The sequence below is a fragment of the Stenotrophomonas maltophilia genome (genome assembly GCF_023518235.1).
In the GTDB taxonomy this organism is placed as follows: Bacteria; Pseudomonadota; Gammaproteobacteria; order Xanthomonadales; family Xanthomonadaceae; genus Stenotrophomonas.
Genome location: NZ_CP090423.1, coordinates 171,552 through 195,538 on the forward strand (window position 1 = coordinate 171,552; position 23,987 = coordinate 195,538).

General features: G+C 67.1%; 22 protein-coding genes. 10 read left to right on the top strand and 12 right to left on the bottom strand.

Translation table 11 applies throughout. The features are described from left to right. Positions 1 to 263: 263 nt before the first annotated feature. Positions 264 to 3,533, bottom strand: coding sequence for an Rne/Rng family ribonuclease (locus LZ605_RS00990; protein WP_249843501.1), 3,270 nt, complete (start codon positions 3,531 to 3,533; stop codon positions 264 to 266). A 407-nt stretch (positions 3,534 to 3,940) separates the two neighbouring features. Between LZ605_RS00990 and LZ605_RS00995 the strand changes: the two genes are divergently transcribed. Further along, positions 3,941 to 4,915: an RluA family pseudouridine synthase gene (locus LZ605_RS00995; RefSeq protein ID WP_249843502.1), complete on the top strand. Its 975-nt coding sequence runs from the start codon at positions 3,941 to 3,943 to the stop codon at positions 4,913 to 4,915. Positions 4,916 to 5,419: 504 nt separating this feature from the next. Here LZ605_RS00995 and zupT read toward each other — a convergent pair. The 3 genes from zupT to LZ605_RS01010 form a co-directional block, all read right to left on the bottom strand. Continuing rightward, positions 5,420 to 6,229 (bottom strand): zinc transporter ZupT, encoded by an 810-nt coding sequence (gene zupT, locus LZ605_RS01000; RefSeq protein ID WP_249843503.1) that lies wholly within the window; start codon positions 6,227 to 6,229, stop codon positions 5,420 to 5,422. 95 nt (positions 6,230 to 6,324) lie between these two features. Next, positions 6,325 to 6,741, bottom strand: coding sequence for an energy transducer TonB (locus LZ605_RS01005; RefSeq protein ID WP_249843504.1), 417 nt, complete (start codon positions 6,739 to 6,741; stop codon positions 6,325 to 6,327). Further along, on the bottom strand, positions 6,738 to 7,088 hold the full coding sequence (locus LZ605_RS01010; protein ID WP_107230933.1) for a 4a-hydroxytetrahydrobiopterin dehydratase: 351 nt from the start codon (positions 7,086 to 7,088) through the stop codon (positions 6,738 to 6,740). The genes LZ605_RS01005 and LZ605_RS01010 overlap by 4 nt, the downstream gene beginning before the upstream one ends. A gap of 90 nt (positions 7,089 to 7,178) precedes the next feature. Here LZ605_RS01010 and LZ605_RS01015 point away from each other — a divergent pair, with 90 nt between their 5' ends. Together LZ605_RS01015 and LZ605_RS01020 are read left to right on the top strand one after the other, a co-directional pair. After that, a complete protein-coding gene (locus LZ605_RS01015) occupies positions 7,179 to 7,778 on the top strand; it encodes an NfuA family Fe-S biogenesis protein (RefSeq protein ID WP_005410314.1) in 600 nt (199 codons plus the stop codon). 10 nt (positions 7,779 to 7,788) lie between these two features. Next, positions 7,789 to 9,549 carry a hypothetical protein gene (locus LZ605_RS01020; protein WP_249843505.1) on the top strand — a complete coding sequence of 587 codons (1,761 nt, stop codon included), beginning with the start codon at positions 7,789 to 7,791 and terminating at the stop codon, positions 9,547 to 9,549. Between the two features lie 165 nt (positions 9,550 to 9,714). Here LZ605_RS01020 and LZ605_RS01025 read toward each other — a convergent pair whose 3' ends face one another. Continuing rightward, a complete protein-coding gene (locus tag LZ605_RS01025; RefSeq protein ID WP_249843506.1) occupies positions 9,715 to 10,128 on the bottom strand; it encodes a barstar family protein in 414 nt (137 codons plus the stop codon). Then, the gene (locus tag LZ605_RS01030) at positions 10,128 to 10,580 is read right to left on the bottom strand and encodes a ribonuclease domain-containing protein (RefSeq protein ID WP_249843507.1); all 453 of its coding nucleotides are present in this window, start codon (positions 10,578 to 10,580) and stop codon (positions 10,128 to 10,130) included. The genes LZ605_RS01025 and LZ605_RS01030 overlap by 1 nt, the downstream gene beginning before the upstream one ends. A 219-nt stretch (positions 10,581 to 10,799) precedes the next feature. Between LZ605_RS01030 and LZ605_RS01035 the strand changes: the two genes are divergently transcribed. Next, a complete protein-coding gene (locus tag LZ605_RS01035) occupies positions 10,800 to 11,411 on the top strand; it encodes a superoxide dismutase (protein ID WP_005410310.1) in 612 nt (203 codons plus the stop codon). Between the two features lie 131 nt (positions 11,412 to 11,542). Here LZ605_RS01035 and LZ605_RS01040 read toward each other — a convergent pair whose 3' ends face one another. Continuing rightward, positions 11,543 to 12,391: an endonuclease/exonuclease/phosphatase family protein gene (locus LZ605_RS01040; RefSeq protein ID WP_249843508.1), complete on the bottom strand. Its 849-nt coding sequence runs from the start codon at positions 12,389 to 12,391 to the stop codon at positions 11,543 to 11,545. A gap of 162 nt (positions 12,392 to 12,553) precedes the next feature. Here LZ605_RS01040 and LZ605_RS01045 point away from each other — a divergent pair, with 162 nt between their 5' ends. After that, on the top strand, positions 12,554 to 14,119 hold the full coding sequence (locus LZ605_RS01045) for an oligopeptide:H+ symporter (protein ID WP_249843509.1): 1,566 nt from the start codon (positions 12,554 to 12,556) through the stop codon (positions 14,117 to 14,119). Positions 14,120 to 14,126: 7 nt separating this feature from the next. Then, positions 14,127 to 14,753 carry a rhomboid family intramembrane serine protease gene (locus LZ605_RS01050; protein WP_107230927.1) on the top strand — a complete coding sequence of 209 codons (627 nt, stop codon included), beginning with the start codon at positions 14,127 to 14,129 and terminating at the stop codon, positions 14,751 to 14,753. A gap of 55 nt (positions 14,754 to 14,808) precedes the next feature. Here LZ605_RS01050 and LZ605_RS01055 read toward each other — a convergent pair whose 3' ends face one another. Continuing rightward, entirely contained in the window at positions 14,809 to 14,970 is a 162-nt protein-coding gene (locus LZ605_RS01055; RefSeq protein ID WP_181358714.1) for a hypothetical protein, read from the bottom strand. Between the two features lie 208 nt (positions 14,971 to 15,178). Between LZ605_RS01055 and LZ605_RS01060 the strand changes: the two genes are divergently transcribed. Genes LZ605_RS01060 through cfa form a run of 3 tightly spaced genes read left to right on the top strand, consistent with a single transcriptional unit; the run spans position 15,179 to position 17,535 of the window. After that, positions 15,179 to 15,481, top strand: coding sequence for a GNAT family N-acetyltransferase (locus LZ605_RS01060; protein ID WP_006455911.1), 303 nt, complete (start codon positions 15,179 to 15,181; stop codon positions 15,479 to 15,481). Between the two features lie 37 nt (positions 15,482 to 15,518). Then, the gene (locus LZ605_RS01065) at positions 15,519 to 16,400 is read left to right on the top strand and encodes a DUF3298 and DUF4163 domain-containing protein (protein ID WP_249843510.1); all 882 of its coding nucleotides are present in this window, start codon (positions 15,519 to 15,521) and stop codon (positions 16,398 to 16,400) included. Positions 16,401 to 16,419: 19 nt separating this feature from the next. Continuing rightward, positions 16,420 to 17,535, top strand: coding sequence for a cyclopropane fatty acyl phospholipid synthase (gene cfa / locus LZ605_RS01070; protein WP_249843511.1), 1,116 nt, complete (start codon positions 16,420 to 16,422; stop codon positions 17,533 to 17,535). A 168-nt stretch (positions 17,536 to 17,703) separates the two neighbouring features. On the opposite strand, the gene LZ605_RS01075 is transcribed toward cfa, so the two are convergent. Continuing rightward, on the bottom strand, positions 17,704 to 19,872 hold the full coding sequence (locus LZ605_RS01075; RefSeq protein WP_249843512.1) for a M3 family metallopeptidase: 2,169 nt from the start codon (positions 19,870 to 19,872) through the stop codon (positions 17,704 to 17,706). A 161-nt stretch (positions 19,873 to 20,033) separates the two neighbouring features. Here LZ605_RS01075 and LZ605_RS01080 point away from each other — a divergent pair, with 161 nt between their 5' ends. Continuing rightward, positions 20,034 to 20,513, top strand: coding sequence for a glutathione peroxidase (locus LZ605_RS01080; RefSeq protein ID WP_249843513.1), 480 nt, complete (start codon positions 20,034 to 20,036; stop codon positions 20,511 to 20,513). A 59-nt stretch (positions 20,514 to 20,572) separates the two neighbouring features. Here LZ605_RS01080 and LZ605_RS01085 read toward each other — a convergent pair whose 3' ends face one another. From LZ605_RS01085 to LZ605_RS01095, 3 genes are all read right to left on the bottom strand, one after another. Further along, complete coding sequence (locus LZ605_RS01085) at positions 20,573 to 21,130, bottom strand: TlpA disulfide reductase family protein (RefSeq protein ID WP_249843514.1); 558 nt, start codon at positions 21,128 to 21,130, stop codon at positions 20,573 to 20,575. 91 nt (positions 21,131 to 21,221) lie between these two features. Further along, positions 21,222 to 22,001, bottom strand: a complete 780-nt coding sequence (locus tag LZ605_RS01090; protein ID WP_014037801.1) for a ferredoxin--NADP reductase — start codon at positions 21,999 to 22,001, stop codon at positions 21,222 to 21,224. Between the two features lie 80 nt (positions 22,002 to 22,081). After that, the gene (locus tag LZ605_RS01095) at positions 22,082 to 23,935 is read right to left on the bottom strand and encodes an ABC transporter ATP-binding protein (protein ID WP_249843515.1); all 1,854 of its coding nucleotides are present in this window, start codon (positions 23,933 to 23,935) and stop codon (positions 22,082 to 22,084) included. Positions 23,936 to 23,987: the final 52 nt, after the last annotated feature.

Genomic DNA, 23,987 nt, shown 5'->3' on the forward strand with positions numbered 1-23,987 from the left:
CACCCGCTTCGGTAGGTGCCAACCTGGCTTGGCACGAACCACGGCGCCGACCAAGGTCGGCATCTGCCACGGCGGTGCCCGTGCTATCGGCGGCGCCTGTGTCCTTGCTCTGGCAGGTGCCAACCCTGGTTGGCACGGGCGTATCCGTGTGCATTGAATCTACGGCGCCGACCCAGGTCTGCCACCACATCACGGTACGGCACAAACAGAAACGGCGGGGATCATCGATCCCCGCCGTTTCGTTCTACGCGATCAAAGAACGATCAGTTCGCCGGCGGCGTGCGCTTGGCAGCTTCTTCGTCTTCGTCCGATGCCTGGGCATCAGCGGCCTGGCTGGCCGAATCGGCATGGCCATCGGCCATCGGGTCGATCGACGGCGTCACCACGGCTTCAGCCACCGGTGCGGCAGCTTCGACCGGCGCGGCCTCGACGGCCACCGGTGCTGCCGGCTGTTCCACGACCGGTGCAGCTTCGACCACCGGGACGGCCTCGACCACCGGCTTCGCTTCCACCACCGGAGCGGCTTCAACCGCCGGAGCGGCCTCAACCACGGGAATGACGTCGGCCACGATCGGTGCGGCTTCGGCAACCACCGGCTTGGCTTCAACGACCGGAGCCGCTTCCACCACCGGCGCAGCGTCGACCACCACCGGTGCCGGCGCGGCCACCGCGGCGACCTCCTCGACAACCGGCTTGGTTTCAGCCACCGGAGCGATCGGTGCCGCCGGCTGGGCCGGGGTAGCGGCGTCGATCTGATCCAGCATGCTGGTCTGAACCGGCTGCGGCGCCGGCTCGGCCTTGATGACCGGTGCCGGTGCTTCGGCCACGACCGGCGCTGCGGCATCGACCACGGCGCTGCTCACCACCGCAACCGGCGCAGCAACCACGGCGGCGGCAGCACGGGCCGGCTTCTCGGCTTCAACGGTCGCCGGCTCGGCTTCGTCATCGAAATCGAATTCCGGCTGCGAGCGGGCCGGCTGCGCCACGGCCACCGGGGTGGCCTCGGCGCTGCCGTCGGCAACCGGGTCGGTGCTGTCGCTGTCATCACCTTCGTCGGCGTCATCCTGGTCATCGCCCAGGGCATCGCTGACGGCAGCGTTCTCGGCGCCACCACGGCGACGACGACGGCCACCGCGACGACCGCGACGACGGCGGGTCGCGCCTTCGCCAGCCTGCTCGCCTGCGGCGTCGATTGCCGCATCGTCGCCGGACACGGCAACGGCGTCGGCATCAGCGTTGACCGCGGTGTCGGCCACCGGTGCTGCATCAGCCAGGCCCACTTCGGCCACCGGTGCGGCCGGAGCCGTACCTTCCTGCGCGGTCACCACGTTGGCGGCAACGGCGGTCGCGGCCACGGCGGCGGCTGCGGGCACTGCATCGACCGGCGCCTCGGCGGCATTGCGCTGCGGCTTGTCGGCCGGCTTGTCGCCGTCCTGCTGCTGCGGACGCGGCTGCTTGGGCTGCTTCAGCTTCGGCTGCTGCTGGTTCTGGTTCTGGCCCTGCTGCTCGTTGCGCGGCTTGTTCTGCTGCGGCTGCTGCTGGCCATCCTTCTGCTGCGGCTCCTTCTGCTTGCCCTGCTGCGGTTGCTGTTGGGCATTGCCGTTGTTGCCGTTGCGGCCGTCCTTGCGCTGCTCGCCGCGGTCCTTGCGGTTGCCGCCGTCCTTCTGCTGCTGCGCGTTGCCGTTGCCACCATTGCCACGATTGTCGTCGCGACGGTCCTTGCGGTCCTTGTTGCGATCCTTGTTGCGGTCCTTGCGGCCGCCTTCCTGCTGCTGACGTGCCGCCGGGGGCGCCGCCGGAGCAGGTGCCGCTTCGCCACCGAACACGCGCTTGAGCCAGCCGATCACGCCACCGCTCGGGGCCGCTGCCACCGGCGCTGTGGCGACCGGGGCCGGCGCGGCCTTGGCCGGTTCTGCTTCCTCGCGCACCGGGGCGGGCGAGGTGTGCTTGACCTGGGTCACTGCCGGCGGCGGGATGTTCAGCTGGCCCTTGGTCAGGGCATGCACCGGCAGCTTGCGCGGGGTGCCGCGCTGGTAGCTGGGCTTGTTGCTCTCTTCACCCAGCTCGTTCTCGCGCAGGCGGGTCACGGTGTAGTGCGGGGTGTGCAGCTGCTCGTCGGCAACGATCACGATCGGCGCTTCGTGACGGCGCTCGATCTCGCGCAGCGCACTGCGCTTCTCGTTCAACAGGTAGTTGGCGATCTCCACCGGGGCCTGCACCAGCACCTGCCCGGTGTTTTCCTTCATCGCGTGCTCTTCGGCAACGCGGATGATCGACAGCGACAGCGACTCGACGCTGCGCATGCGGCCGTGGCCGTCGCAGCGCGGGCAGACGATCTGGCTGGATTCGCCCAGGCTCGGGCGCAGGCGCTGGCGGCTCATTTCCAGCAGGCCGAAGCGCGAGATGCGGCCGACCTGCACGCGCGCGCGGTCGTACTTCAGCGCGTTGGCCAGGCGGTTCTCGACCTCGCGCTGGTGCTTGTTGGAGGCCATGTCGATGAAGTCGATCACCACCAGGCCGCCCAGGTCGCGCAGGCGCAGCTGGCGGGCCACTTCTTCGGCCGCTTCCAGGTTGGTCTGGAACGCGGTGTCCTCGATGTCGCTGCCCTTGGTGGCGCGCGAGGAGTTCACATCGACGGCGGTCAGCGCTTCAGTCTGGTCGACCACGATCGAGCCGCCCGACGGCAGGCGCACGTTGCGCTCGTAGGCGCCTTCGATCTGCGATTCGATCTGGAAGCGGTTGAACAGCGGGATGTCGTCCTTGTAATGCTTGAGCTTGCGCAGGGTCTGCGGCATCACCTGCTGCATGAACTCGCGGGCGTGCTCGTACATCTCCTCGGTGTCCACCAGGATCTCGCCGATGTCGGCGCGCAGGTAGTCACGCAGGGCGCGCACGATCAGGCGCGATTCCTGGTAGATCAGGAACGGGGCCGGCTTGCTCAGCGCGGCGTCGGCGATGGCGCGCCAGACGTTGAGCAGGTAGTCCAGATCCCACTGCAGCTCTTCGGCATCGCGGCCGACGCCGGCGGTGCGGATGATCACGCCCATGTCGTCGGGGATGTTCAGCTTGTCCAGCGCGTCCTTCAGGGCGGCACGGTCTTCGCCCTCGATGCGACGGGAAACACCGCCGGCGCTGGGCGAGTTCGGCATCAGCACCATGTAGCGGCCGGCCAGCGAGATGAACGTGGTCAGGGCAGCGCCCTTGTTGCCACGCTCTTCCTTGTCGACCTGGACGACGATTTCCTGGCCTTCCTTGAGCAGCTCGCGGATGCCGGCCTTGTTGTGGTCGACACCGGCCTGGAAGTAGTCGCGGGAGATTTCCTTCAGCGGCAGGAAGCCATGGCGGCCACCACCGTATTCGACGAAGGCCGCTTCCAGCGAGGGCTCGATGCGGAAGATCCGGCCCTTGTAGATGTTGGACTTCTTCTGTTCCTTCGACGGCTGTTCGATGTCGATGTCATACAACGACTGGCCATCCACGATGGCAACACGCAGCTCTTCAGCCTGCGTGGCGTTGATCAGCATTCGCTTCATTGTTGCGTTCCTCGCAAGCGGCTACCGCGCGGAACGCCATGGGGTTTCGCCTCTGGACACGGCTCGCCGCCCATTCGCGCAAGCGCGGGGAGGGCGGCTTGGGTTTCCAGCGCTACGACACCACGGCAGGCCGCGGGAGCGCTTCACTCTTATGGGTTTTGGGTGTTGCAGGGCCGCAGGCAGCTGTCAGCCAGGCTGGAGCGCCACGCGGGACATGTTCAGCACGGTTGCGTGTCAGGCATCCGGCGATGGCCGGGAAGGCCGGTGAGCCGCTAACATGGCCGCCCCGCGGGCGGTGGTCGCGCACTGTGCCGGATTCGTCGGAAGCTGGGCTTCTGGCCCTGAGTAACTTCCAACGAAATCAATCCCTTATCTCGCCCCCCGAGTGTAACAGAATAAACAGCCAGATGACTGCCTCAGACCCCACCAAGCCAGCCGGCGACAAGCCTTCCGTGCGCATGATCACCGTTCCCGAGGACCGTGCCGGCCAGCGCCTGGACAATTTCCTGCTGGGCCAGCTCAAGGGCGCCCCGCGCAGCCTGGTCTACAAGCTGGTGCGCAGCGGCCAGGTCCGCGTGAATGGCGGCCGCGCCAAGGCCGAACGCAAGCTGGAGGCGGGCGATGAGGTGCGTGTGCCGCCGGTCCGTCTCACGGAGGAAGGAGACAAGGCGGGCCCGCCCGAGGCGTTCATGCGCCGGCTGGAGCAGGCCATCGTCTTCGAGGATGCGCGCCTGCTGGCGCTGAACAAGCCCACCGGCGTGGCCAGCCATGGCGGCAGCGGCATCAGCTTCGGTGCCATCGAGACGCTGCGGGCGCTGCGCCCGGGCCAGACCCTGGAGCTGGTCCACCGGTTGGATCGCGACACCTCCGGCCTGCTGATCGTGGCCAAGAAGCGTTCGGCGCTGAGCGAACTGCAGGCCCTGCTGCGTGAAGACCACGGCGCCGGCATCCGCAAGCGCTACCTGACCCTGCTGGCCGGGCGCATGCCAGATGGCGTGATGACGGTCGATGCGCCGCTGCACGTGGGCCTGCGCCAGGGCGGCGAGCGCCATGTGCAGGTCAACGCGATCGGCAAGGAATCGATCAGCCACTTCCGGGTGCTGGAGCGCCGCGGTGGTCATTCCTATTGCGAAGTGCGCATCGAGACCGGTCGCACCCACCAGATCCGCGTGCATGCCCAGCATCTGGGTCATCCGGTGGCCGGTGACGACAAGTACGGCGATCCGGCGGTCAACAAGCGGCTTCGTGAGCAGATCGGGCTGAAGCGGCTGTTCCTGCATGCGGCATCGCTGGAGTTCGCGCTGGATGATGGCAAGACCCCGTACGTGCTGAACGCGCCGCTGGCCGAGGAGCTGGTCGAGGCGCTGGACCGGCTGAAGTAGCCCCTGCGGGGCTGACCGGCCAACGGGCGCAGCCCCCTCGCGGCTGGCGTCCAAAGCGGGATTCCGGTTTTGGTCGGTCCGGATGGGTTGGCGGGGGACGCCGTGAACCCGTCCTTGGGGGCTTGGCCGCGGCATCCATGCCGCGGACACCCCCGCCAACCCATCCGGGCCGCCCTTCGACAGACCGCGTGCGCGTCAGCCACGGAACATCAAAAGAAAAGCAGACCCGGGCCGCGCGGCGGCCCGGGTGGAGTCGAGCCACGCTCGACTCACGCGCACGGCGCGGGCTTCGCTTTCTCATTCCTTCATCGCGCGGCTGGCACGCCTATAGCCTGTCAGAGGCTGGGCGAGGTGGGTTTGCGGGGGTGTAAGCGCCATGGATGGCGCGCTCAAGCCCCCATGGATGGGTTTACCGCGTCCCCCGCAAACCCACCTCGCCCGGCCCAACCCCGGCATCTCGCTCCGCCAGCCGCCAGGGGGCTCAGCCCGTTGGCCGGCAACCCCTCACCACTTGAACAGCACCAGGCTGATCGCCAATGTGCCCATGCCGGCCACCAGCCCGTATACGGTCTCGTGGCCCTTGGCATAGCGCTTGGCCGCTGGCAGCAGCTCATCCAGCGCCAGGAACACCATCACGCCGGCAATCAGCCCGAACACCCAGCCGAAGGTGGCGTGCGACAGCGATCCGGACAGCAACCAGTAGCCCAGTGCCGCGCCCACCGGCTCGGCCAGGCCGGACAGCAGGCTGGCACTGAACGCATAGAACTTGTTCTGGGTGGCGAAGTACACCGGCACCGCGATCGCGATGCCCTCGGGAATGTTGTGGATGGCGATGGCGAAGGCCAGTGGCATGCCCACCGACGGGCTTTCCAGCGTGGCGAAGAAGGTCGCCAGGCCTTCCGGGAAATTGTGCGCGGTGATCGCGATCGAGGTCAGCAGGGCGACGCGCTTCAGGTACTCGCGGCTGTTCTCGCGGAACGCGGGGTCCTGCTTGTCCAGGCTGTCATGCGGATTGGGAATGAAGTGGTCGATCAGCACGATCGCCACCACGCCCAGCAGGAATGCCAGCGTGCCGTAGGTGAAGCCGGTGCGCTCGCCATAGGCCAGCGCGAACGATGCAATGGACTTGTTGAGGATTTCCGACAGCGACACATAGACCATCGCGCCACCGGCGAAAGCCAGGCCGAAGGCCAGCAGGCGCGGGTTGGGCCGCCGCGAGAACAGCACCATCAGGCTGCCGATGGCGGTCGCCAGGCCGGCCGCAAGGGTGACCGCCAGTGCGATCCAGATGTTTTCGGTGGGAATCTGCAGCATCTACCGACGCGGTCCTGTTGACAGACAACCGCCCCGGGCAGGGCCGGGGCGGCGAGGGCGAGGCGGGCGTCGGCTGGCCTCGTCGGAGTGCGCGATCAGCCGCCGCGGCGCAGGCGTTCTTCAATTGCGAAGCACTGGTCGGGCTTCGGTTGCGGCGGATTGAAGCTGACCGGCACCTGGATGGTGGCCGGCACCGGCTGGCCGTTGCGGGTGGCGGCATTGAACTGCCAGCCCTGCACGGCGGTCCTGGCCAGCTCGTCCAGCTGCGGATTGCCAGCGCCGGTCAGCAGGGCAACCTCGCTGGGCTTGCCGTCGGTGCCGATGGTCACCTTGAAGGTGCTGGTGCCGCCCACGCCCATGCAGGCCAGTTCGAGCGGGTACTGCGGCGGCGGCGTCTTCACCGCGGCCACTTCGGTCGGCGGCGTCGGTGGCGGTGCCGGCGGTTCGGACGGGCCACAGCCGGCCAGGCCGGTCGCAGCGATCAGGGACAGGCTCAGCAAACGTACGTTCATGGCAGTTGCTCCGTCAGGGCCGAAGTCTTTGCCGCGCAGATGAAGTCGTTCTCGCTCAGGCCGCCCACGTCGTGGGTGGAATAGCGCACGACGGCGCGGTCGTAGTGCACGCCCAGGTCCGGGTGGTGGTCCTCGTGGTGGGCGATCCAGGCCAGCGCGTTCACGAAGGCCATCGTTTCGTAATAGTTCTTGAACCGGAAGGTGCGCACCAGCGCCTGGCCGGCCTCGGCCAGCTCCCAGCCCGGCACCTGCGGCAGCAGCTCGGCCAGGCGGGCCTCGCCCAGCTTGTGGTCGCTGCCCTTTCGCGGCACGCAGTGCGCCTGTGCCAGCGGAATCAGGTCGGACATGGGTTCCTCCACCTCGTGTTGACTGAACAATGCGCCGGACGGTGTATAAACCGAATGAGCGGCCGACGCTGACTTGGCTAGAATAGCCTGATGATCCAGATCTCCGACACTGCCCAGACCCACTTCCGCAAGCTGATCGAACGCGAGGGCGTGCCCGGCATGGGCGTGCGCCTGAGTGCCGTCGATCCCGGTACGCCGCGCGCCGACGCCCGGCTGGAGTTCGCCGAGCCAACCGACCTGCTTGGCGACGAGTGGGCGGTGGATTGCGATGGCTTCACCCTTTATGTCGATGCCGGCAGCGTCGGCTGGCTCGACGGCGCCGAGATCGATATCGTCGCCGGCAGCGCCGGCACCCAGCAGCTGACCATCAAGGCACCGCGCATCAAGGGCGAAGCGCCCGGCGATGCGGCCTCGCTGGTCGAGCGCGTGCACTGGGTGGTGGAAAACGAGATCAATCCCCAGTTGGCGTCGCATGGGGGCAAGGTGGCCGTGCAGGAAGTCTCGGCCGAAGGCGTGGTGCTGCTGCGCTTCGGTGGCGGCTGCCAGGGCTGCGGCATGGCCGACGTGACCCTCAAGCAGGGCATCGAAAAGACCCTGATGGGGCGCGTGCCGGGCGTGACCGCTGTGCGCGACGCGACCGACCACGACAGCGGCCACGCGCCGTACATTCCGCGCGGCAACGCCGCCTGATCGCCGACGCGTGCCTCTGACCCGGGCCGAGCAACTCATCGACCTGCTGCTGGCGCGCCAGCAGCCAGGCGCCATCCTCGAAAAGACCACGCGCCTGCCGTATGGCTGGGCGCTGTGGTTGCGCTCATTGGGTCCGCTGCCCAGGCCATTGCACGCCCGTGAGGTGATCGCGGTGCTGCTGCCGCGGCCGCTGCCGGGCCCGCCGGGCCGGCTGCCGCGTTTGTCGCCCTGGCAGGCCCTGCGCCGCCTGTTCTGGCAGGACTGGGATGCCGCGCCGCGGGACCAGCGCTGGATGCGCTGGACCTCCGCGCTGGCCAGTGCGCTGCTGCATCTGCTGTTCTTCATTCTGCTGCTGTGGGTGGCGGTGATCCGCACCACGGCGCCGGACGAAGAGGGCGCCGAGGGCGAGCGCGTGCAGGTGGAATTCGTCGGCCGCGCCAGCCAGGAAGGCGGCGGCGATCAGCCCGGCGCTGAAGCGGCTGCGGCCGCGCCGGCCGGTCAGGTTGCGGCGGGCCATGACGCGGGCGCGGCGACCGCGCCCGAGCCGCGTCCGGCCGCAGCATCGGCGCCTGCGCCCGCGCCAGCAGCGGCACCCACCGCCAGCCAGTCCGTGCCGCCTGCCACTGCCGAACCCGCGCCGCTGGCAGCTCCACCGCCCTCGCCGGTGCAGGCCACCACCGTGGCCGAAGCCAGCAGCGATTTCGTGGTGCCTCCGGTCAGCGTGCCACGTACCGAGGTCAGCATCGTGCCGCGCGACGCCACGCCGGTGGTGCGCGAGCGCAGCGTGCAGCCGGTGCAGGCGCCGCCCACCCCGACACCGCTGCGGACGCCGGAGGTCGCGGTGCGCGCGCCGCAGGTGCGTGAGATCCAGGTGCAGGAACGCGAGGTCAGCGCGGTGGATGCGCCGGTTGCACCGCAGCCGCTGCGCACGGCTGATGTGCAGGTGCGCGTACCGCAGCGCGACGTGCAGGTGCGCGAACGTGAGGTACAGGCAGTGGTCGATCCGCAGGTGCGGATGGCGGACGTGGCCGGCCGCGTGCCGGCGGTGCGTGCGCCGGCAGGTCGCGAGGTGCAGGTGCGCGAGCGCGCCGTCGCGTCGGCGCCGGCAGCGTCGCCTTCCACCTCCAGTGGCAGTGCGCCGGCCGCTATGCCGGCGGCCAGCGGCAGTGCGGCGCAGGCCAGCAACCGGACATCGGCAGCGTCGGTGCCCAGCACCGCACCCGGCCAGGCAGGCGCGCGCCCTGCGCCAACGCCGGGCAACTGGGCCACCCCCGCCAAGGGCGATGACTGGGGCGCGTCCAGCCGCAACCGTGATGGCGCCGCCAGCGGTGCCCGCCAGGCCAGCAGCGCAGGCAAGGGAGATGGCCTGTTCAATGCCGATGGCAGCGTGCGTGTACCGGGGCAGGACGGTGAGGGTCATGCCGAGCGCGGCGCGCCGGGCGGTGCCAATGATGGCTGGAGCCGGGAGCGCATCGCCCAGTCGGGCACGTGGTTGAAGCGGCCGCCGTACGACTACACCCCCACCTCGTTCGACAAATACTGGGTGCCGCAGGAATCGCTGCTGGCCGAGTGGGTGCGCAAGGGCATCCAGACGATGGAGATCCCGCTACCGGGCACCAGCACGCGGATTTCCTGCGTGATCTCGATCCTGCAGGCCGGTGGCGGTTGCGGCCTGAGTGATCCGAACATGCAGGACCAGCCGGCCGTGGCGCGTCCGCCGCCGGACATCCCGTTCAAGAAGGAACTGCAGGAAGACAACGGAAGCCGCTAGCGGCTGCCGTTGTCCACGCCTGTTTCCATCGCGGGGTGTGGTCGTCGCGATGGCGGGCTCTGGTAGGTGCCAACCTTGGTTGGCACAGAAGCGCCAACCAAGGTCGGCCTCTACCAAGGCACCAGCCCATGCCGACCAGGGCCGGCCTCTACCAGGGCATTGCGCCTACGCGCTCTGCGACAGGAACACCCAGAACGGCACGTCGCGGCCGACCCAGTCGCGGCTGGCTTCATCCATCACTTCCAGCAGGGTGTCGAAGTCCTTCTGCGTGGTGGCCCGCAGTGCGTCCACGTCGGCCAGGAACAATGCATAGCCGTTGGCCGGCAGCCACTGCAGGTCGCGCAGGTTGTCCGACAAGGCATCCCAATTGCCGCCGAAGCCGGCCGGGAAATCCAGCTGCGCGGCCAGCCGGGCCAGCAACGTGCGCTTGTCCGTCACGCCTTCCAGATCGATGCGGATCACTTTCAGGCCGGCATCGCGCATCGCTGCGGCAAGCGCGCCGATGTCCTCGCTGTCGATGGCGTAGACGCCGGCATTGTTGATGTCATGCAGGCCGAGGCCGAAATCATCATGGCTCATCACTGCGCTCCCTGGGCCGGTACGGTGAAGCTGCGGAATGACGCGTAGTGGTCATCGGTGTAGTACCACGCCTCCGGCGGATCGCCACCGGTAACGATGCGGCGCGTGCCACGGGTGCGTGCGCCGGGCGTATCGACGGTGTATTCGCGGTAGTAGCCGCGCGCACGCTGCGGCAGCTGCTGCTCGCGGTTGCCAAAGGTGCTGCCATCCTGGCGATGTGGGAACGGGCCGCCGCGCTGGATCAGGGCGATGGTCTGCCGTGCCTCGGCGGGCAGGAACGCCGGCAGCCCGCTGGCGTCGCCGGTACTGCGCGCCGCCGGTGCACGCGCGGCGGGCGCGCCCTGCAGGTCCGGTGCGAACTGCGGCGCCGGTGGCCGCTGCATGAAGTGGTTGACGACCAGGCCGAGCAGCAGCAGGGCGATGGCGGTGATCAGCAGCCGGGGGTTGCGCATGGGCGGGGGCAGGCGAGGGTGATGCACGCACTGTAGCGCCTGCGCGCTGCACGGTGAATGAGGAGGGCGGCGCGTCACTGCTGCGTAACAATTGTCGGGATGCTCACCGGCAGGACGCAATTTCCTTTACATCCCCCTTGGTAATCTGGCGGTCTGTCCCCATCATTCACCGCGCACCGCCCGACACCGTCGGGTGCCCTCGCTATCAGGAGATGCATCATGGCCTACACCCTGCCCAAGCTGTCCTACGCCTACGACGCGCTGGAACCGCATATCGATGCGGCGACGATGGAAATCCATCACACCAAGCATCACCAGACCTACATCAACAACGTCAACGCGGCGCTGGAAGGCACCGAGTACGCTGACCTGCCGGTCGAAGAACTGGTGAAGAAGCTCAAGTCGCTGCCGGAGAACCTGCAGGGCCCGGTGCGCAACAACGGTGGTGGCCACGCCAACCATTCGCTGTTCTGGACGGTGATGGCGCCGAACGCCGGCGGCAACCCGGTGGGCGACGTGGCCAAGGCCATCGACAAGGACCTGGGGGGCTTCGACAAGTTCAAGGATGCCTTCACCAAGGCCGCCCTGACCCGCTTCGGCAGTGGCTGGGCCTGGCTGAGCGTGACCCCGGACAAGAAGGTCGTGGTCGAAAGCACCGGCAACCAGGACAGCCCGCTGATGGAAGGCAATACCCCCATCCTCGGCCTGGACGTGTGGGAGCACGCGTACTACCTGAAGTACCAGAACCGTCGCCCGGAATACATCGGCGCGTTCTTCAACGTCATTGACTGGAACGAAGTCGAGCGCCGTTACCAGGAAGCGATCGCCTGATCTGCGTCACTGGATGAAATGAAAAGGCCGGGGGAGACCCCGGCCTTTTTGTTGCAGCAGTCATTGGGTAGTGCCGGCCGCTGGCCGGCATCCGTGTGGTGCCGGGGGATCCGGCCAGCGGCCGGTACTACCTATTCTGCGGTGGCCGTATCGCCCTGCAGGCGCAGGGTTGCCATCACGCCCAGGCGCAGGCCGGGCAGGTCACCGTCGGCCGGCAGCAGGATCGGCTGCTGGCGGATGCCACCGAAGTGCTTGACCTGGAACAGCACGTCCAGGCCGTGGCCACTGGCGCCGCCACCACTGGCCGCAGGTGCTTCGGGGCGGCCGCCGGGATTGCGCCGGGCCGGCTGGAAGCCGGGCGTGCTGCGCACCAGTTCCACCGTGGTTGCCGAGAAATCACCGGCGATCAGGCTGGGCATGCCTTCGGCCGTGGCCCCGATCCAGGTCATCAGATCGCTGGTCTGATGCTGACGGGCGGCCGCCTCGTCCGGGTCCGGGCGCAGCCGCGCCACGTAGATGTTCACCAGCGCCTGGCCCAGCTTCAGGCGCATCATGCCGGCGGCGCTGAAGGTGCCAGGCGGATGCAGCAGGGTGACTCCGTCTTCGCTGACCGGCAGCCGGGTCAGCATCGCGTTGCCATGCCGCAGCGACTGGCTGGGCGGGTCGGCGGTGACGAAGTCGCAGCTGTAGCGCAACCGGCTGGCCAGCCAGCAGGCCGGGTTGCGGCCCTGCTGCTGCAGCACCTGCTGCACCGAGATCACATCCGGCTGCAGTTCGGTGAGCAGCTGCGCGACCTGCTCGCGGCGCAGCTTCCATTGCGCGTCGTCGCGGCTGGGCAGTTCCAGGGCGGCCACCGTCAGCTGGCGGGGCTCTGCATCAGTGGCAGCACTGGCTGGCGCCTGTGGACGCGCCTGCGCCTGCAACGCCAGCACCAGCGCAAGGCAGCTGAGCAGGAGGCGGGCGGGGGGGAGGGGGCGCATAACGATAAGTTTACGCTTTTGTCGTGCAGGTGCCGTGACTTCCGGCAGGGTCGGCGTCGCCTGCCATGGATTGCCACCGTTGTCATGCAGCCCTGCAGCGTGCCTCGCAAGCCCGGGTTCCGGTAATCTTGCGCCTTTCGCTTTGCAGGAATGCCTTACAGGATGAGCCACGACGCAGTCGCCCCCATCGCCGGCCAGGGAAAGATGCCGCGCCAGATCCCGTACATCATCGGCAATGAGGCCTGCGAACGGTTCAGCTTCTACGGGATGCGCAACATCCTGGTGCAGTTCCTGATCACCTCGCTGCTGCTGCAGGAAATCACAGCCGAAGGCCGTGCCGGTGAAGCCAAGGACATCATGCACAGCTTCATGATCGGCGTGTATTTCTTCCCGCTGCTCGGTGGCTGGCTGGCCGACAGGTTCTTCGGCAAGTACCACACCATTCTCTGGTTCAGCCTGGTCTATTGTGCCGGCCATCTGTGCCTGGCGCTGTTCGAGAACAGCCGCGAAGGCTTCTTCCTCGGCCTGGGCCTGATCGCGCTCGGCGCCGGTGGCATCAAGCCGCTGGTGGCTTCGTTCATGGGTGACCAGTTCGACCAGAGCAACAAGCACCTGGCCAAGATCGTCTTCGACGCCTTCTACTGGATCATCAACTTCGGTTCGCTGTTCGCCTCGCTGCTGATTCCGCTGGTGCTGAAGAACTGGGGCCCGCAGTGGGCGTTCGGCATCCCGGGCATCCTGATGTTCGTGGCCACCTTCGTGTTCTGGCTGGGCCGCAAGCGCTACGTGCTGGTGCCGCTGCCGCCGAAGGATCCGCATTCGTTCGCCAACGTGGTGCGCACCGCGCTGACCGCGCGCGTGGCCGGCCAGGGCCGTCCGGGCCTGGTGATGGCCATTGCCGGTCTGGTGCTGGCCGCCGCCTCGTTCGGCCTGGTCGGTTCGCTGGGCATCGTGATCTGCCTGTGCCTGGCGCTGGTGGCCATCCTGGCCGGCATCGGCGGCGGCACCTGGCTGCAGCTGGACCGCGCCCGCGGCCAGCATCCGGCCGAGGCGGTGGAGGGCGTGCGCTCGGTGCTGCGCGTGCTGGTGATCTTCGCGCTGACCACGCCGTTCTTCTCGCTGTTCGACCAGAAGGCCTCGACCTGGGTGCTGCAGGGCCAGCAGATGCAGATGCCGAGCTGGTTCACCGCTTCGCAGATGCAGGCGCTGAATCCGCTGCTGGTGATGATCCTGATCCCGTTCAACAATCTGGTGCTGTACCCGGCGCTGCGCCGCTTCGGCTTCGAGCCGACCGCGCTGCGCCGCATGACCGCCGGCATCGCCTTCAGCGGCCTGGCCTGGATCGTGGTCGGCGGCATCCAGGTGATCATGGACGGTGGCAACGCCATGTCGATCTTCTGGCAGATGCTGCCGTATGCGCTGCTGACCTTCGGTGAGGTGCTGGTCTCGGCCACCGGCCTGGAATTCGCCTACAGCCAGGCGCCGCAGGCGATGAAGGGCGTGGTGATGAGCTTCTGGAACCTGACCACCACCATCGGCAACCTGTGGGTGCTGCTGTCCAACGCGGCGGTGCGCAACGATGCGGTGACCCACCAGATTGCCAGTACCGGGCTGAGCGAGGCCGCCTTCCTGATGTTCTTCTTCGCCGGCTTTGCCTTCATCGCGGCGTTGGCGTTCGGTTGGTATGCAAAACGCTATCGTATGGTCGACAACTACCGCAGCGCCTGAGCCTGAGATGACCCCTGTCAATCTGCTGTTGATCGCCATCACCGCCATCCTGTCCTGGATGGCGTTCAACAACCGCAAGCTGGCCGACCGGCTGATCCTGTGGCCGCCGGCCATCGACCGTCACCGCCAGTACGACCGGCTGGTGACCTATGGCTTCATCCACGCCGACTGGTCGCACCTGATCTTCAACATGATCACCCTGTTCTTCTTCGGGGGATTCATCGAGAGCGTGATGGTGCAGCTGACCGGCAGCTACCTGACCTATCCGGCGTTCTACATCGGCGCGCTGCTGGTCTCGATCCTGCCCAGCTACCTGAAGAACCAGAAGAACCCGAACTACCTCAGCCTGGGGGCGTCCGGTGCGGTATCGGCGGTGCTGTTCGCCTTCATCCTGATCAAGCCGTGGTCGATCATCCTGGTGTTCTTCATCCCGGCACCGGCGATCATCTACGCCGCGTTCTATGTCGGCTACAGCATCTGGATGGACAAGCGTGGCGGTGACCGCATCAACCACAGTGCGCACCTGGCCGGCGCGGCGTTCGGCGTGATCTTCATGCTGGCCATGCAGCCGAGCATCTTCAGCCACTTCCTGCGCGAACTGTCCAACCCGACCTTCCGCCTCGGCGGCGGTTGAGGGGCTGGGGTCGGATCCGCTGGATCCGACCCCGGGGCAGGGACCTGGTTGCTGGTCAGGCCCGGGTCTGCTGGCCGTAGGTGTCCAGCAGGCGGGCGAACACTTCCTCGCCGATGCGCTGGAAATCCTGGTCTTCGGTCTGCCCTTCCACTGCCAGTTGCAGCAGCCCCTCGAGCAGGGCGTGGTCGGTGTCCGAATGGGTGTCGCTGGGGTGCATGAAAGCCTCCGCGGGGTGCACGTGATCAACGTTCGCAAGGGCCGTGCCAGCCAGGCCGGACCCCTCCACAGGCGATAGCGGCCGCCCCGGCTCCAGCTTGAGGGTCGAAAAGTGACGTGAACGGACTGGACTTGCCCCTGTTCAGGCTTCACGCGATCATGGCGCCCGGCTGCGCACCATCCACGCAGTCGCCGCAGGAGACAGTTCCATGGCTTCGGTCACGCCCCCCGGTCTGGCCTACGAGGTCGAGCACGACCTGGCCAACCACCGCTTCACCGCTCGTGTGCGAGGACAGCTGGCGGTACTGGACTACCAGATCAAGCGCAGGCGCATGGTCATCACCCACACCGAAGTGCCCGAGCCGATCGCTGGCCGTGGCATTGCCGGCGAGTTGACCCGCGTCGCGCTGCGTTTTGCCCGCGAACAGAAGTACAAGGTGGTGCCGGCGTGTTCCTATGCCGAAGCCTTCCTGCAGCGGCACGAGGAGTACCACGACCTGCTGGTGGGCTGAGCGCCAGCGGGCCACGCTTCAGCCAGGGCAGGCGATGATGGACAAACATGAACAGGGGATCCCGATGAAGATTGGAAACAACCGGCCACTGCACATCAGCGTGCTGGCCGGCGTGGTGGGCGTGCTGTTGCTGGCCGGCTGCCAGCGCGAAAGCGAGCCGGCTCCGGCGACCGACGCGGCGCCTGCCGCCGAGGCCACCGCGGCGGGTGAAACGCCGGCCGCGGAAGCGCCGCTGGATCTGCGCGACGTGATCGAGAACAACGAGCGCGAAGTGGTGGGTATCAGCTACCCGGCCGGCATCGATCGCTACCCGGGGCTGGCGCGCGCGCTGCAGGGCTATGCCACCAGTGCGCGCAGCGACCTGCAGCAGGCGCTGGATGGGTTGGGCAATGACAAGCCGACCATGCCCTACGAACTGTCGCTGAGCTTTGAGAAGCTGCTGGAAACCCCGCAGCTGGTGGTGGTCAGCGCCGATGGCAGCCGCTATACCGGTGGCGCCCACGGCGAGCCGCTGGTGGCGCGCTTCGTGTGGCTGCCTCAGCAGCAGCAGATGCTCAGTGCCGAGAAGCTGGTGCCCGACGCCAAGGGCTGGAAAGCGATCAGTGATTTCGTCGCCGACCAGCTGCGCGAGCGCGTGGCCACCCGCCTCAGTGGCGAAGACATGGACCCGGCCCAGCTGCAGGAATCGCTGCGCAATGCCTCGCGCATGATCGCCGACGGGACCGGCCCGCAGGCCGATAATTTCAGCCAGTTCCAGCCGCTGACCGACGACAAGGGGCAGATCACCGCGCTGCGCTTTGTGTTCCCGCCGTACCAGGTGGGTCCATACTCGGACGGCACCCAGACCGCTGACGTACCGGCGGCGGTGGTGTTGCCGCACGTGGCCAAGGACTACGTGGAGCTGTTCGCACGCGGTTGACCGCAGTGGAGGACGTGGGGTGGATACAGGGTTGCAGGAGCGGGTCGCCGGCCTGCTGCACGAAGCCGGGGTCCGCATCGGCGGCACCCAGCCACAGGACATCCAGGTGCATGACCCGCGCTTCTTCGCGCGGGTCATGGCACACGGCTCGCTCGGCCTCGGCGAGAGCTACATGGACGGTTGGTGGGATGCCACCGTCCTGGATGAATTCCTTGTCCACCTGATGCAGGCGCACCTGGACGAACGGGTGCATGGTTGGCGCGAAGTGGCCGATGCGCTGAAAGCGCGGCTGTTCAACCTGCAGAGCGGGCAGGGCAGCTACGAGGTCGGCCGGCGCCACTACGATCTTGGCAATGATCTCTACCAGGCCATGCTCGGCCAGCGCCTGGTGTACAGCTGTGGCTACTGGCGCAGTGCCGGCGATCTGGACGCCGCGCAGGAGGCCAAGCTCGACCTGGTCTGCCGCAAACTGGGGCTGCGCCCGGGCCAGCGCGTGCTGGACATTGGGTGTGGCTGGGGCGAAGCGCTGAAGTTCGCTGCCGAGCGCTATGGCGTCAGCGGTGTCGGCGTGACCATCTCGCAGGAGCAGGCCGACTTCGCCCGCGAGCTGTGTGCCGGCCTGCCGATCGAGATCCGCCTGCAGGACTATCGGGAACTGGATGAGCCGTTCGATGCGATCTTCTCGATCGGCATGTTCGAGCATGTCGGCGACAAGAACTACGCCAGCTTCTTCGAGGTGGCCCGGCGCTGCCTGTCGCCGCGCGGCCTGCTGCTGCTGCACACCATCGGTACCAACATCTCCCGGCACCGCACCGATCCGTGGATCGCGCGCTACATCTTCCCCAATTCGATGCTGCCTTCGGCGCTGCAGATCAGCAAGGCGTTCGAAGGACGCTTCGTGCTGGAGGACTGGCACAACTTCGGCACCGACTACGATCTGACCCTGCAGGCCTGGCGGCGGAATGTGGAAGCGGCCTGGCCGCAGCTGGATGCCCGTTATGACGAGCATTTCCGCCGCATGTGGCGGTTCTACCTGGCCGGCTCGATGGCCACCTTCCGTTGCCGGCATGCGCAGCTATGGCAGCTGGTGCTGTCGCCGGAAGGCGTGCCGGGCGGGTACGTGGCGCCGCGTTGATTCAGGTCCATCCACGCCATGCGTGGATGGGGCCAGAGCCCTTTCCGATGGAACAGGATCCGACCCCGGGGTCGGATCCCGTTTCGTAGAAATGGCCTCTGACCCCATCCAATAAAAAAACCGCCCGGTCTCCCGGGCGGTTTTCGTTTCACGCTACCGCGCCAGCGATCAGTTGCCGGCGCCGGTCAGGCCACGCTTTTCCAGCAGCGGCTCGATCTGCGGCTCGTGGCCGGCGAAATCGCGGAACAGCTGCATGGCATCCACGCTGCCACCCTTGGACAGCAGGGTGGCGCGGAAGTGGTCGCCGTTCTTGCGGCTCAGGCCACCGTTGTCCTTGAACCACTTCTGGGTGTTGGCGTCGAGCACTTCCGACCAGATGTAGGCGTAGTAGCCGGCCGAGTAGCCGCCCATGATGTGGCTGAAGTACGGGGTCTTGTAGCGCGGCGGAACCGGTGCGTAGTAGATGCCGTCCTTCTCCAGCGCAGCACGCTCGAAGGCCATCACGTCCTTGGCGGCCGGCACCTGATCAGCGCCGATCTGGTGCCAGCGCTGATCCAGCATGGCCGCACCCAGGTACTCGGTGGTGGCAAAGCCCTGGTTGAACTTGGCCGCGGCCAGCACCTTGTCCAGCAGTGCCTGCGGCATCGCCGAACCATTCTGGTAGTGCTTGGCGTAGTTCTTCAGGATGACCGGGTTGTCCGACCACATCTCGTTGACCTGCGAGGGGAACTCGACGAAGTCACGCGGCACCGAGGTGCCGGAGAAGTACGGGTACTTCACGTTGGAGAACATGCCGTGCAGGGCGTGGCCGAACTCGTGGAAGGTGGTGTTCACCTCGTCCCAGGTCAGCAGGGTCGGCTGGCCGGCCGGCGGCTTCGGGATGTTCAGGTGGTTGGCGACCACCGGCTTGAAGCCGGTCAGCTTGGACTGCGATACGTAGGAGTTCATCCACGCGCCACCGCGCTTGGAGGCGCGTGCATACGGGTCGAAGATGAAGATCGCCAGCTGGCTGCCGTCGGCGTCGAACACATCGTAGACAGTGACGTCATCGTGGTAGACCGGCAGGTCGGTGCGCTGCTTGAAGGTCAGGCCGAATTCCAGGTTGGCGGCATGGAACACGCCGTTCTCAAGCACGTTCTTCATTTCGAAGTACGGCTTCAGCTGCGACTCGTCGAAGTTGTACTTGGCCTGGCGCACCTTCTCGCTGTAGAAGGCCCAGTCCCACGGTTCCAGCGCGAAGGTCTTCTTGCCGGCCGCTTTCTGTTCCTGGTCGATCATCGCCTGCAGGTCGGCAGCTTCACGCTTGGCGTTGGCCACCGCGGCCGGGGCCAGCTTGCCCAGCATCGCATTGACCGCTTCGGGGGTCTTGGCGGTCTGGTTGGTCAGGTTATAGGCGGCGAAGTTCGGGAAGCCCATCAGCTTGGCCTTGTCGGCACGCAGCTGCATGATGCGCGAGACCAGTGCGGTGTTGTCGAACTCGCCGCCACGGCTGCCACGGCTGACCGAGGCTTCGTAGATCTTCTGGCGCAGGGCGCGGTTGGCCAGGTTGGTCAGCGGCGGCTGGCCGGTGGTGTTGAGCAGGGTGATCACGTACTTGCCGTCCTGGCCGCGGGCCTTGGCCGCTTCGGCGGCGGCCGCGATCTGCTCCTTGGACAGGCCGTCCAGTTCCTTGACGTCGGCGACGGTGATCGCCGAAGCGTTCACTTCCGACTGCACGTTCTGGCTGAACTTGGTGCCCAGGTTGGCCAGCTCGGCGTTCATTTCCTTCAGCTTGGCCTTGTCGGCGTCGGACAGCTTGGCGCCGGCGCGTACGTAGTTGTCGTAGTACTTCTCGACCAGGCGCACGCCTTCGGCGTCCAGGCCCAGCTGGCTGCGGGTGTCGTACAGTGCCTGGATGCGCGCGAACAGCTTGCCGTTCAGCGCGATCGCATCGCTGTGCGCGGCGAACTTGGCCGAATAATCAGCCTGCAGCTTCTTGCGGGTGTCGTTGGTATCGGCGCCGACCAGGCTGAAGAACACGGTGGTGGCGCGATCAAGGACGTCACCGCTCTTTTCCAGGGCGATGATGGTGTTGTCGAAGGTCGGCTTGGCCTTGTTGTTGGCGATCGCTTCCACTTCCTTCAGCTGCTGCGCCATGCCGGCGTCGAAGGCCGGGGCGAAATCGCTGTCCTTGATCTTGTCGAACTGCGGGAAGTGCAGGGGCAGCGGGCTTTCGGCGAAGAACGGATTGGCCTGCTGGGCGGCGGTGCTGGCGGCCGGGGTGGCGGCGCCGGCGGAGAAGGCGGGCAGGGCAAGGCCGAGGGACATGGCCACGGCAAGGGCAAGGCGAGTGGTCAAGGTAGGAACTCCGGTAAGGCAAACAAGGTTCCGAGGGTAACCCGGCCGGTCGCGCGCCCACTTGTGTCAAAAGACATGCTGGCAGCGCCGCCGCATGGGTGGCTGCCGGGCACGCGGCTCCCCCGGTACCATGCGGGTGTCCTTTCCCCGGGCCCACCGCCATGACCACCGCCTACGATTTCAGCTTCCGTGACCTGGACGGCCAGCCGCAGGCGCTGGCCCGGTACCAGGGCCAGCCGCTGCTGCTGGTCAACGTCGCCAGCCGCTGTGGCTTCACCCCGCAGTACACCGGCCTGGAACAGCTGTGGCAGGACTATCGCGAGCGCGGCCTGGTGGTGATCGGCTTCCCCTGCAACCAGTTCGGCGCACAGGAGCCCGGCGATGCCGCGCAGATCCGCCAGTTCTGCTCGCTGGATTACCCGGTCAGCTTCCCGCTGTCGGAGAAGATCGAGGTCAACGGCGAGGGCGCTGATCCCCTGTGGGCCTGGCTGTCACGCCAGAAGCGCGGCCTGCTGGGCAGTGCCCGCATCAAGTGGAATTTCAGCAAGTTCCTGGTCGACCGCCAGGGGCAGGTGGTGTCGCGGTATGCGCCCACCACCCGGCCGGAGCAACTGCGCGGAGCGATCGAAGCGCTGCTGTAACCGCCTGCGCCCTGCGGCAGCGCCAGGCCATGCCCGGCGTCGCTCGTGATTGCCGCCGCTCAGTTTCCTGCGGCCGCTCCTGCCTGGCGGTTGCGGACTTCTTCGGGCAGCGCTTCGATGACCTGTTGCATGATCCGCGGCAGGCTGGCCTCGCTGTAGCCACGATGGGCGTGGGCGATGGTGCCGTCACGGCCGACGATGAACATGTGGGGCACGGCGACGATGCCGAACTGCTCGGCCAGCACGCCACCGGGATCGTGCAGGTAGTCCAGCTTCGGCCAGCCACGTTGGCGGATCAGGCGGTTGACCTCCCGTCGCGGCTCGCCCCAGTTGACGGCATAGACCTGCAATGCGTCTTCGCCGACGACCTGCTGCAGATGCGCCAGGATGGGCAGTTCCTTGCGGCACGGGCCGCACCAGGAAGCCCAGAACGTCACGATCACCACCTTGCCGCGCAGCTCGGTCAGGTTGACTGGCTTGCCCTTGGCGTCATCGCCCAGCGCCTGCGGTGGCACGTCGCCGCTGGCGGGCGGCGAGGCCCATGCCGGAATGGCGGCCAGCAGCAGGCAGGCCATTGCCCAGGCCCGCATCCAGTGCGGAACAGGTGTGTTCGTCATCCGTGTCGTCCCCAGGGGGCCATTGGCCCATGTGCGGTGCACGATGCCCGCAATGCGTGGAGCACGCAAGCGGGCACGCACAAAGGCCGCCTTACTTCTCGACGAACGCGCGCTCGAACACGTAATGGCCCGGCTGGCCGATGCGCGGCGAAACCTGGAAGCCACGCGCGTCGAGCACGGCGCGCAGGTCGGCCAGCATCTGCGGGCTGCCGCAGATCATCGCGCGGTCGTTTTCCGGGCTCAGTTCCGGCAGGCCAAGGGTGCGCTGCATCTCACCGCTTTCCATCAGCGAGGTCAGGCGGCCCTGGTTGGCAAACGGTTCGCGGGTGACGGCCGGGTAGTACAGCAGCTTGTCGCCGATCATCTCGCCGAGGAACTCGTGCTCACGCAGTTCCTTCTCGAAGTAATCGCGGTAGGCCAGGTCCTTTTCGTAGCGTACGCCGTGGCACAGGATCACCTTCTCGAAGCGCTCGTAGGTCTCCGGATCCTTGATCACCGACAGCCACGGCGCCATGCCGGTGCCAGTGCCCAGCAGATACAGGTTCTTGCCCGGGTGCAGGTCGCTGATCAGCAGGGTGCCGGTGGGCTTCTTGCCGACCAGCACCTTGTCGCCCGGCTTGATGTGCTGCAGGCGCGAAGTCAGCGGGCCGTCCTGCACCTTGATGCTGAAGAACTCCAGATGCTCTTCCCAGTTGGCGCTGGCGATGGAATAGGCGCGCAGCAGCGGCCGCGCCTCGGTTTCCAGGCCGATCATCACGAACTGGCCGTTCTCGAAGCGGAAACCGCTGTCGCGGGTAAGGGTGAAGCTGAAGTAGGCGTCGGTCCAGTGACGGACCTCAAGCACCGTTTCGGCGCCGAAAGCGGAGGACATGGGCGTATCTATCGAAAGTCGTCGGGGGTGATTCTATCTCAAATGAGACAGGTTCTCATTAGGCGGAACGAGAGGCGTTCTCAGCGGTAACCGGCCGCCTGCAGCTCGAACAGCTCGGCGTAGCGACCGCCCTGGGCCATCAGCTGGGCGTGGGTGCCACTGGCCTCGATCCGCCCATCGGCCAGCACCAGGATGCGATCGGCCATGCGTACCGAGGAAAAACGGTGGGAAATCAGTACAGCGGTGCGATTATCCGCCAGTTCCCTGAACCGTTGGAACACCTCGAACTCGCTGCGTGCATCCAGCGCCGCCGTGGGCTCATCCAGGATCATCACCTGCGCATTGCGCATCCATGCGCGGGCGATGGCGATCTTCTGCCATTGGCCGCCGGACAGGTCCACGCCCTGCTTGAAGCGCCGCCCGATCAGCTGATCATAGCCGCCGGGCAGTGCGTCGATCACTTCTTCGGCCATGCCACGCCGGGCGGCGTCGGCGATGCGCGCCTGATCGTGCATGGCCTCGACCTGGCCGACGCCGATGTTCTCGCCGGCGCTGAGGTTGTAGCGCACGAAGTCCTGGAAGATCACTCCGAGGTTGGCGCGCAGGTCGTCCAGGTCGTAATCGCGCAGGTCGCGGCCATCAAGCAGGATGCGGCCCTCGTCCGGTTCGTACAGCCGCGCCAGCAGCTTGACCAGGGTGGTCTTGCCGGCGCCGTTCTCGCCCACCAGGGCCAGCACTTCGCCCGCATGCAGCTGGAAATCCAGATGGCGCACCGCCCACTGTTCCGCATCGGGATAGCGGAAGCCGACGTTCTCGAACACGAAGCCCTGGCGGATCGGCTGCGGCACGCGTACGGCGCCGTCGCGGGTGTGGATCTCCGGCTCGATCTGGAAGAACGAGAACAGATCGTCCAGGTACAGCGCCTGGCTGGCCACCTGCGAGAACCCGATCAAAAGGCCTTCCAGCAGCTGGCGCAGGCGCAGGAAGCTGCCGGCCAGGAAGGTGAGGTCACCGATCGAGAAATCGCCGCGCACCGTGCGCCAGGCGATGTAGGCGTAGGCGGTGTAATAGCCCAGCGTGCCCAGCGCAGCCAGCAGCGTGCCCCAGAACGCGCGGCGCCGGGCCAGTGCCCGGTTGGCCTGGAACAGCGCCACCGACAGGCGCCGGTAACGCTCCACCAGGAAGCGGTGCAGGTTGTAGATCTTCACTTCCTTGGCCGTTTCCACACTGGCGCCGAGCTGGCGCAGGTAGTCGAGCTGGCGGCGCTCGGGCGTCCATTGGAAGTTGAGGCTGTAGCCGGCCGCGTTGAAGTGCGACTCACCGATGAAGGCCGGCACCAGCGCCAGCGCCAGCAGCAGGATCAGCCACGGCGCGTAGACCAGCAGGCCGACGGCGAGGCTGGCCACGGTGATCGCATCCTGCACCTGGCCGAACAGCTGGCTCATCAGGTTCATCCGGCCCATGGTCTGGCGCCGAGCACGGTCCAGCTTGTCCTGCAGGTCCGGGTCCTCGAAGTCCTCCAGGTCCAGCGTGGCGGCATGTTCCATCAAGCGGATGCTGGTGACGTTGGCGAACAGTTCCGAGAGCAGCGCATCGGCATAGCTGACCAGCCGGCCGAGCAGGTCCGAGCCGATGGCCAGGCCGAACTCCAGCGCCAGCAGGCCCAGCAGCGGATTGAGCAGGCCACTGGACAGCGCCTCGCCCAGGGGCGGGAAGCCCGCATCGTGCTGACTCAGGTGCAGCGCGGTGTCGATGATCAGCTTGCCGACGTACAGCATCGCCACCGGCAGCAGCGCACGGATCAGGCGCAGGCCCAGGCTGGCCAGGGTGAGCGCGGGGCTGGTCTGCCAGACCATGCGCAGGAATGGCGGCAGGTTGCGCATCGCTCTGAAGCGCTGGCGCAGGCTGGGCTTTCTTTCGGAGGCGGCGGGCATGCGCGCATTGTGCGCGCCCGGGCCGTGCAGAGGGGGTCAGTGCAGCCGTGCG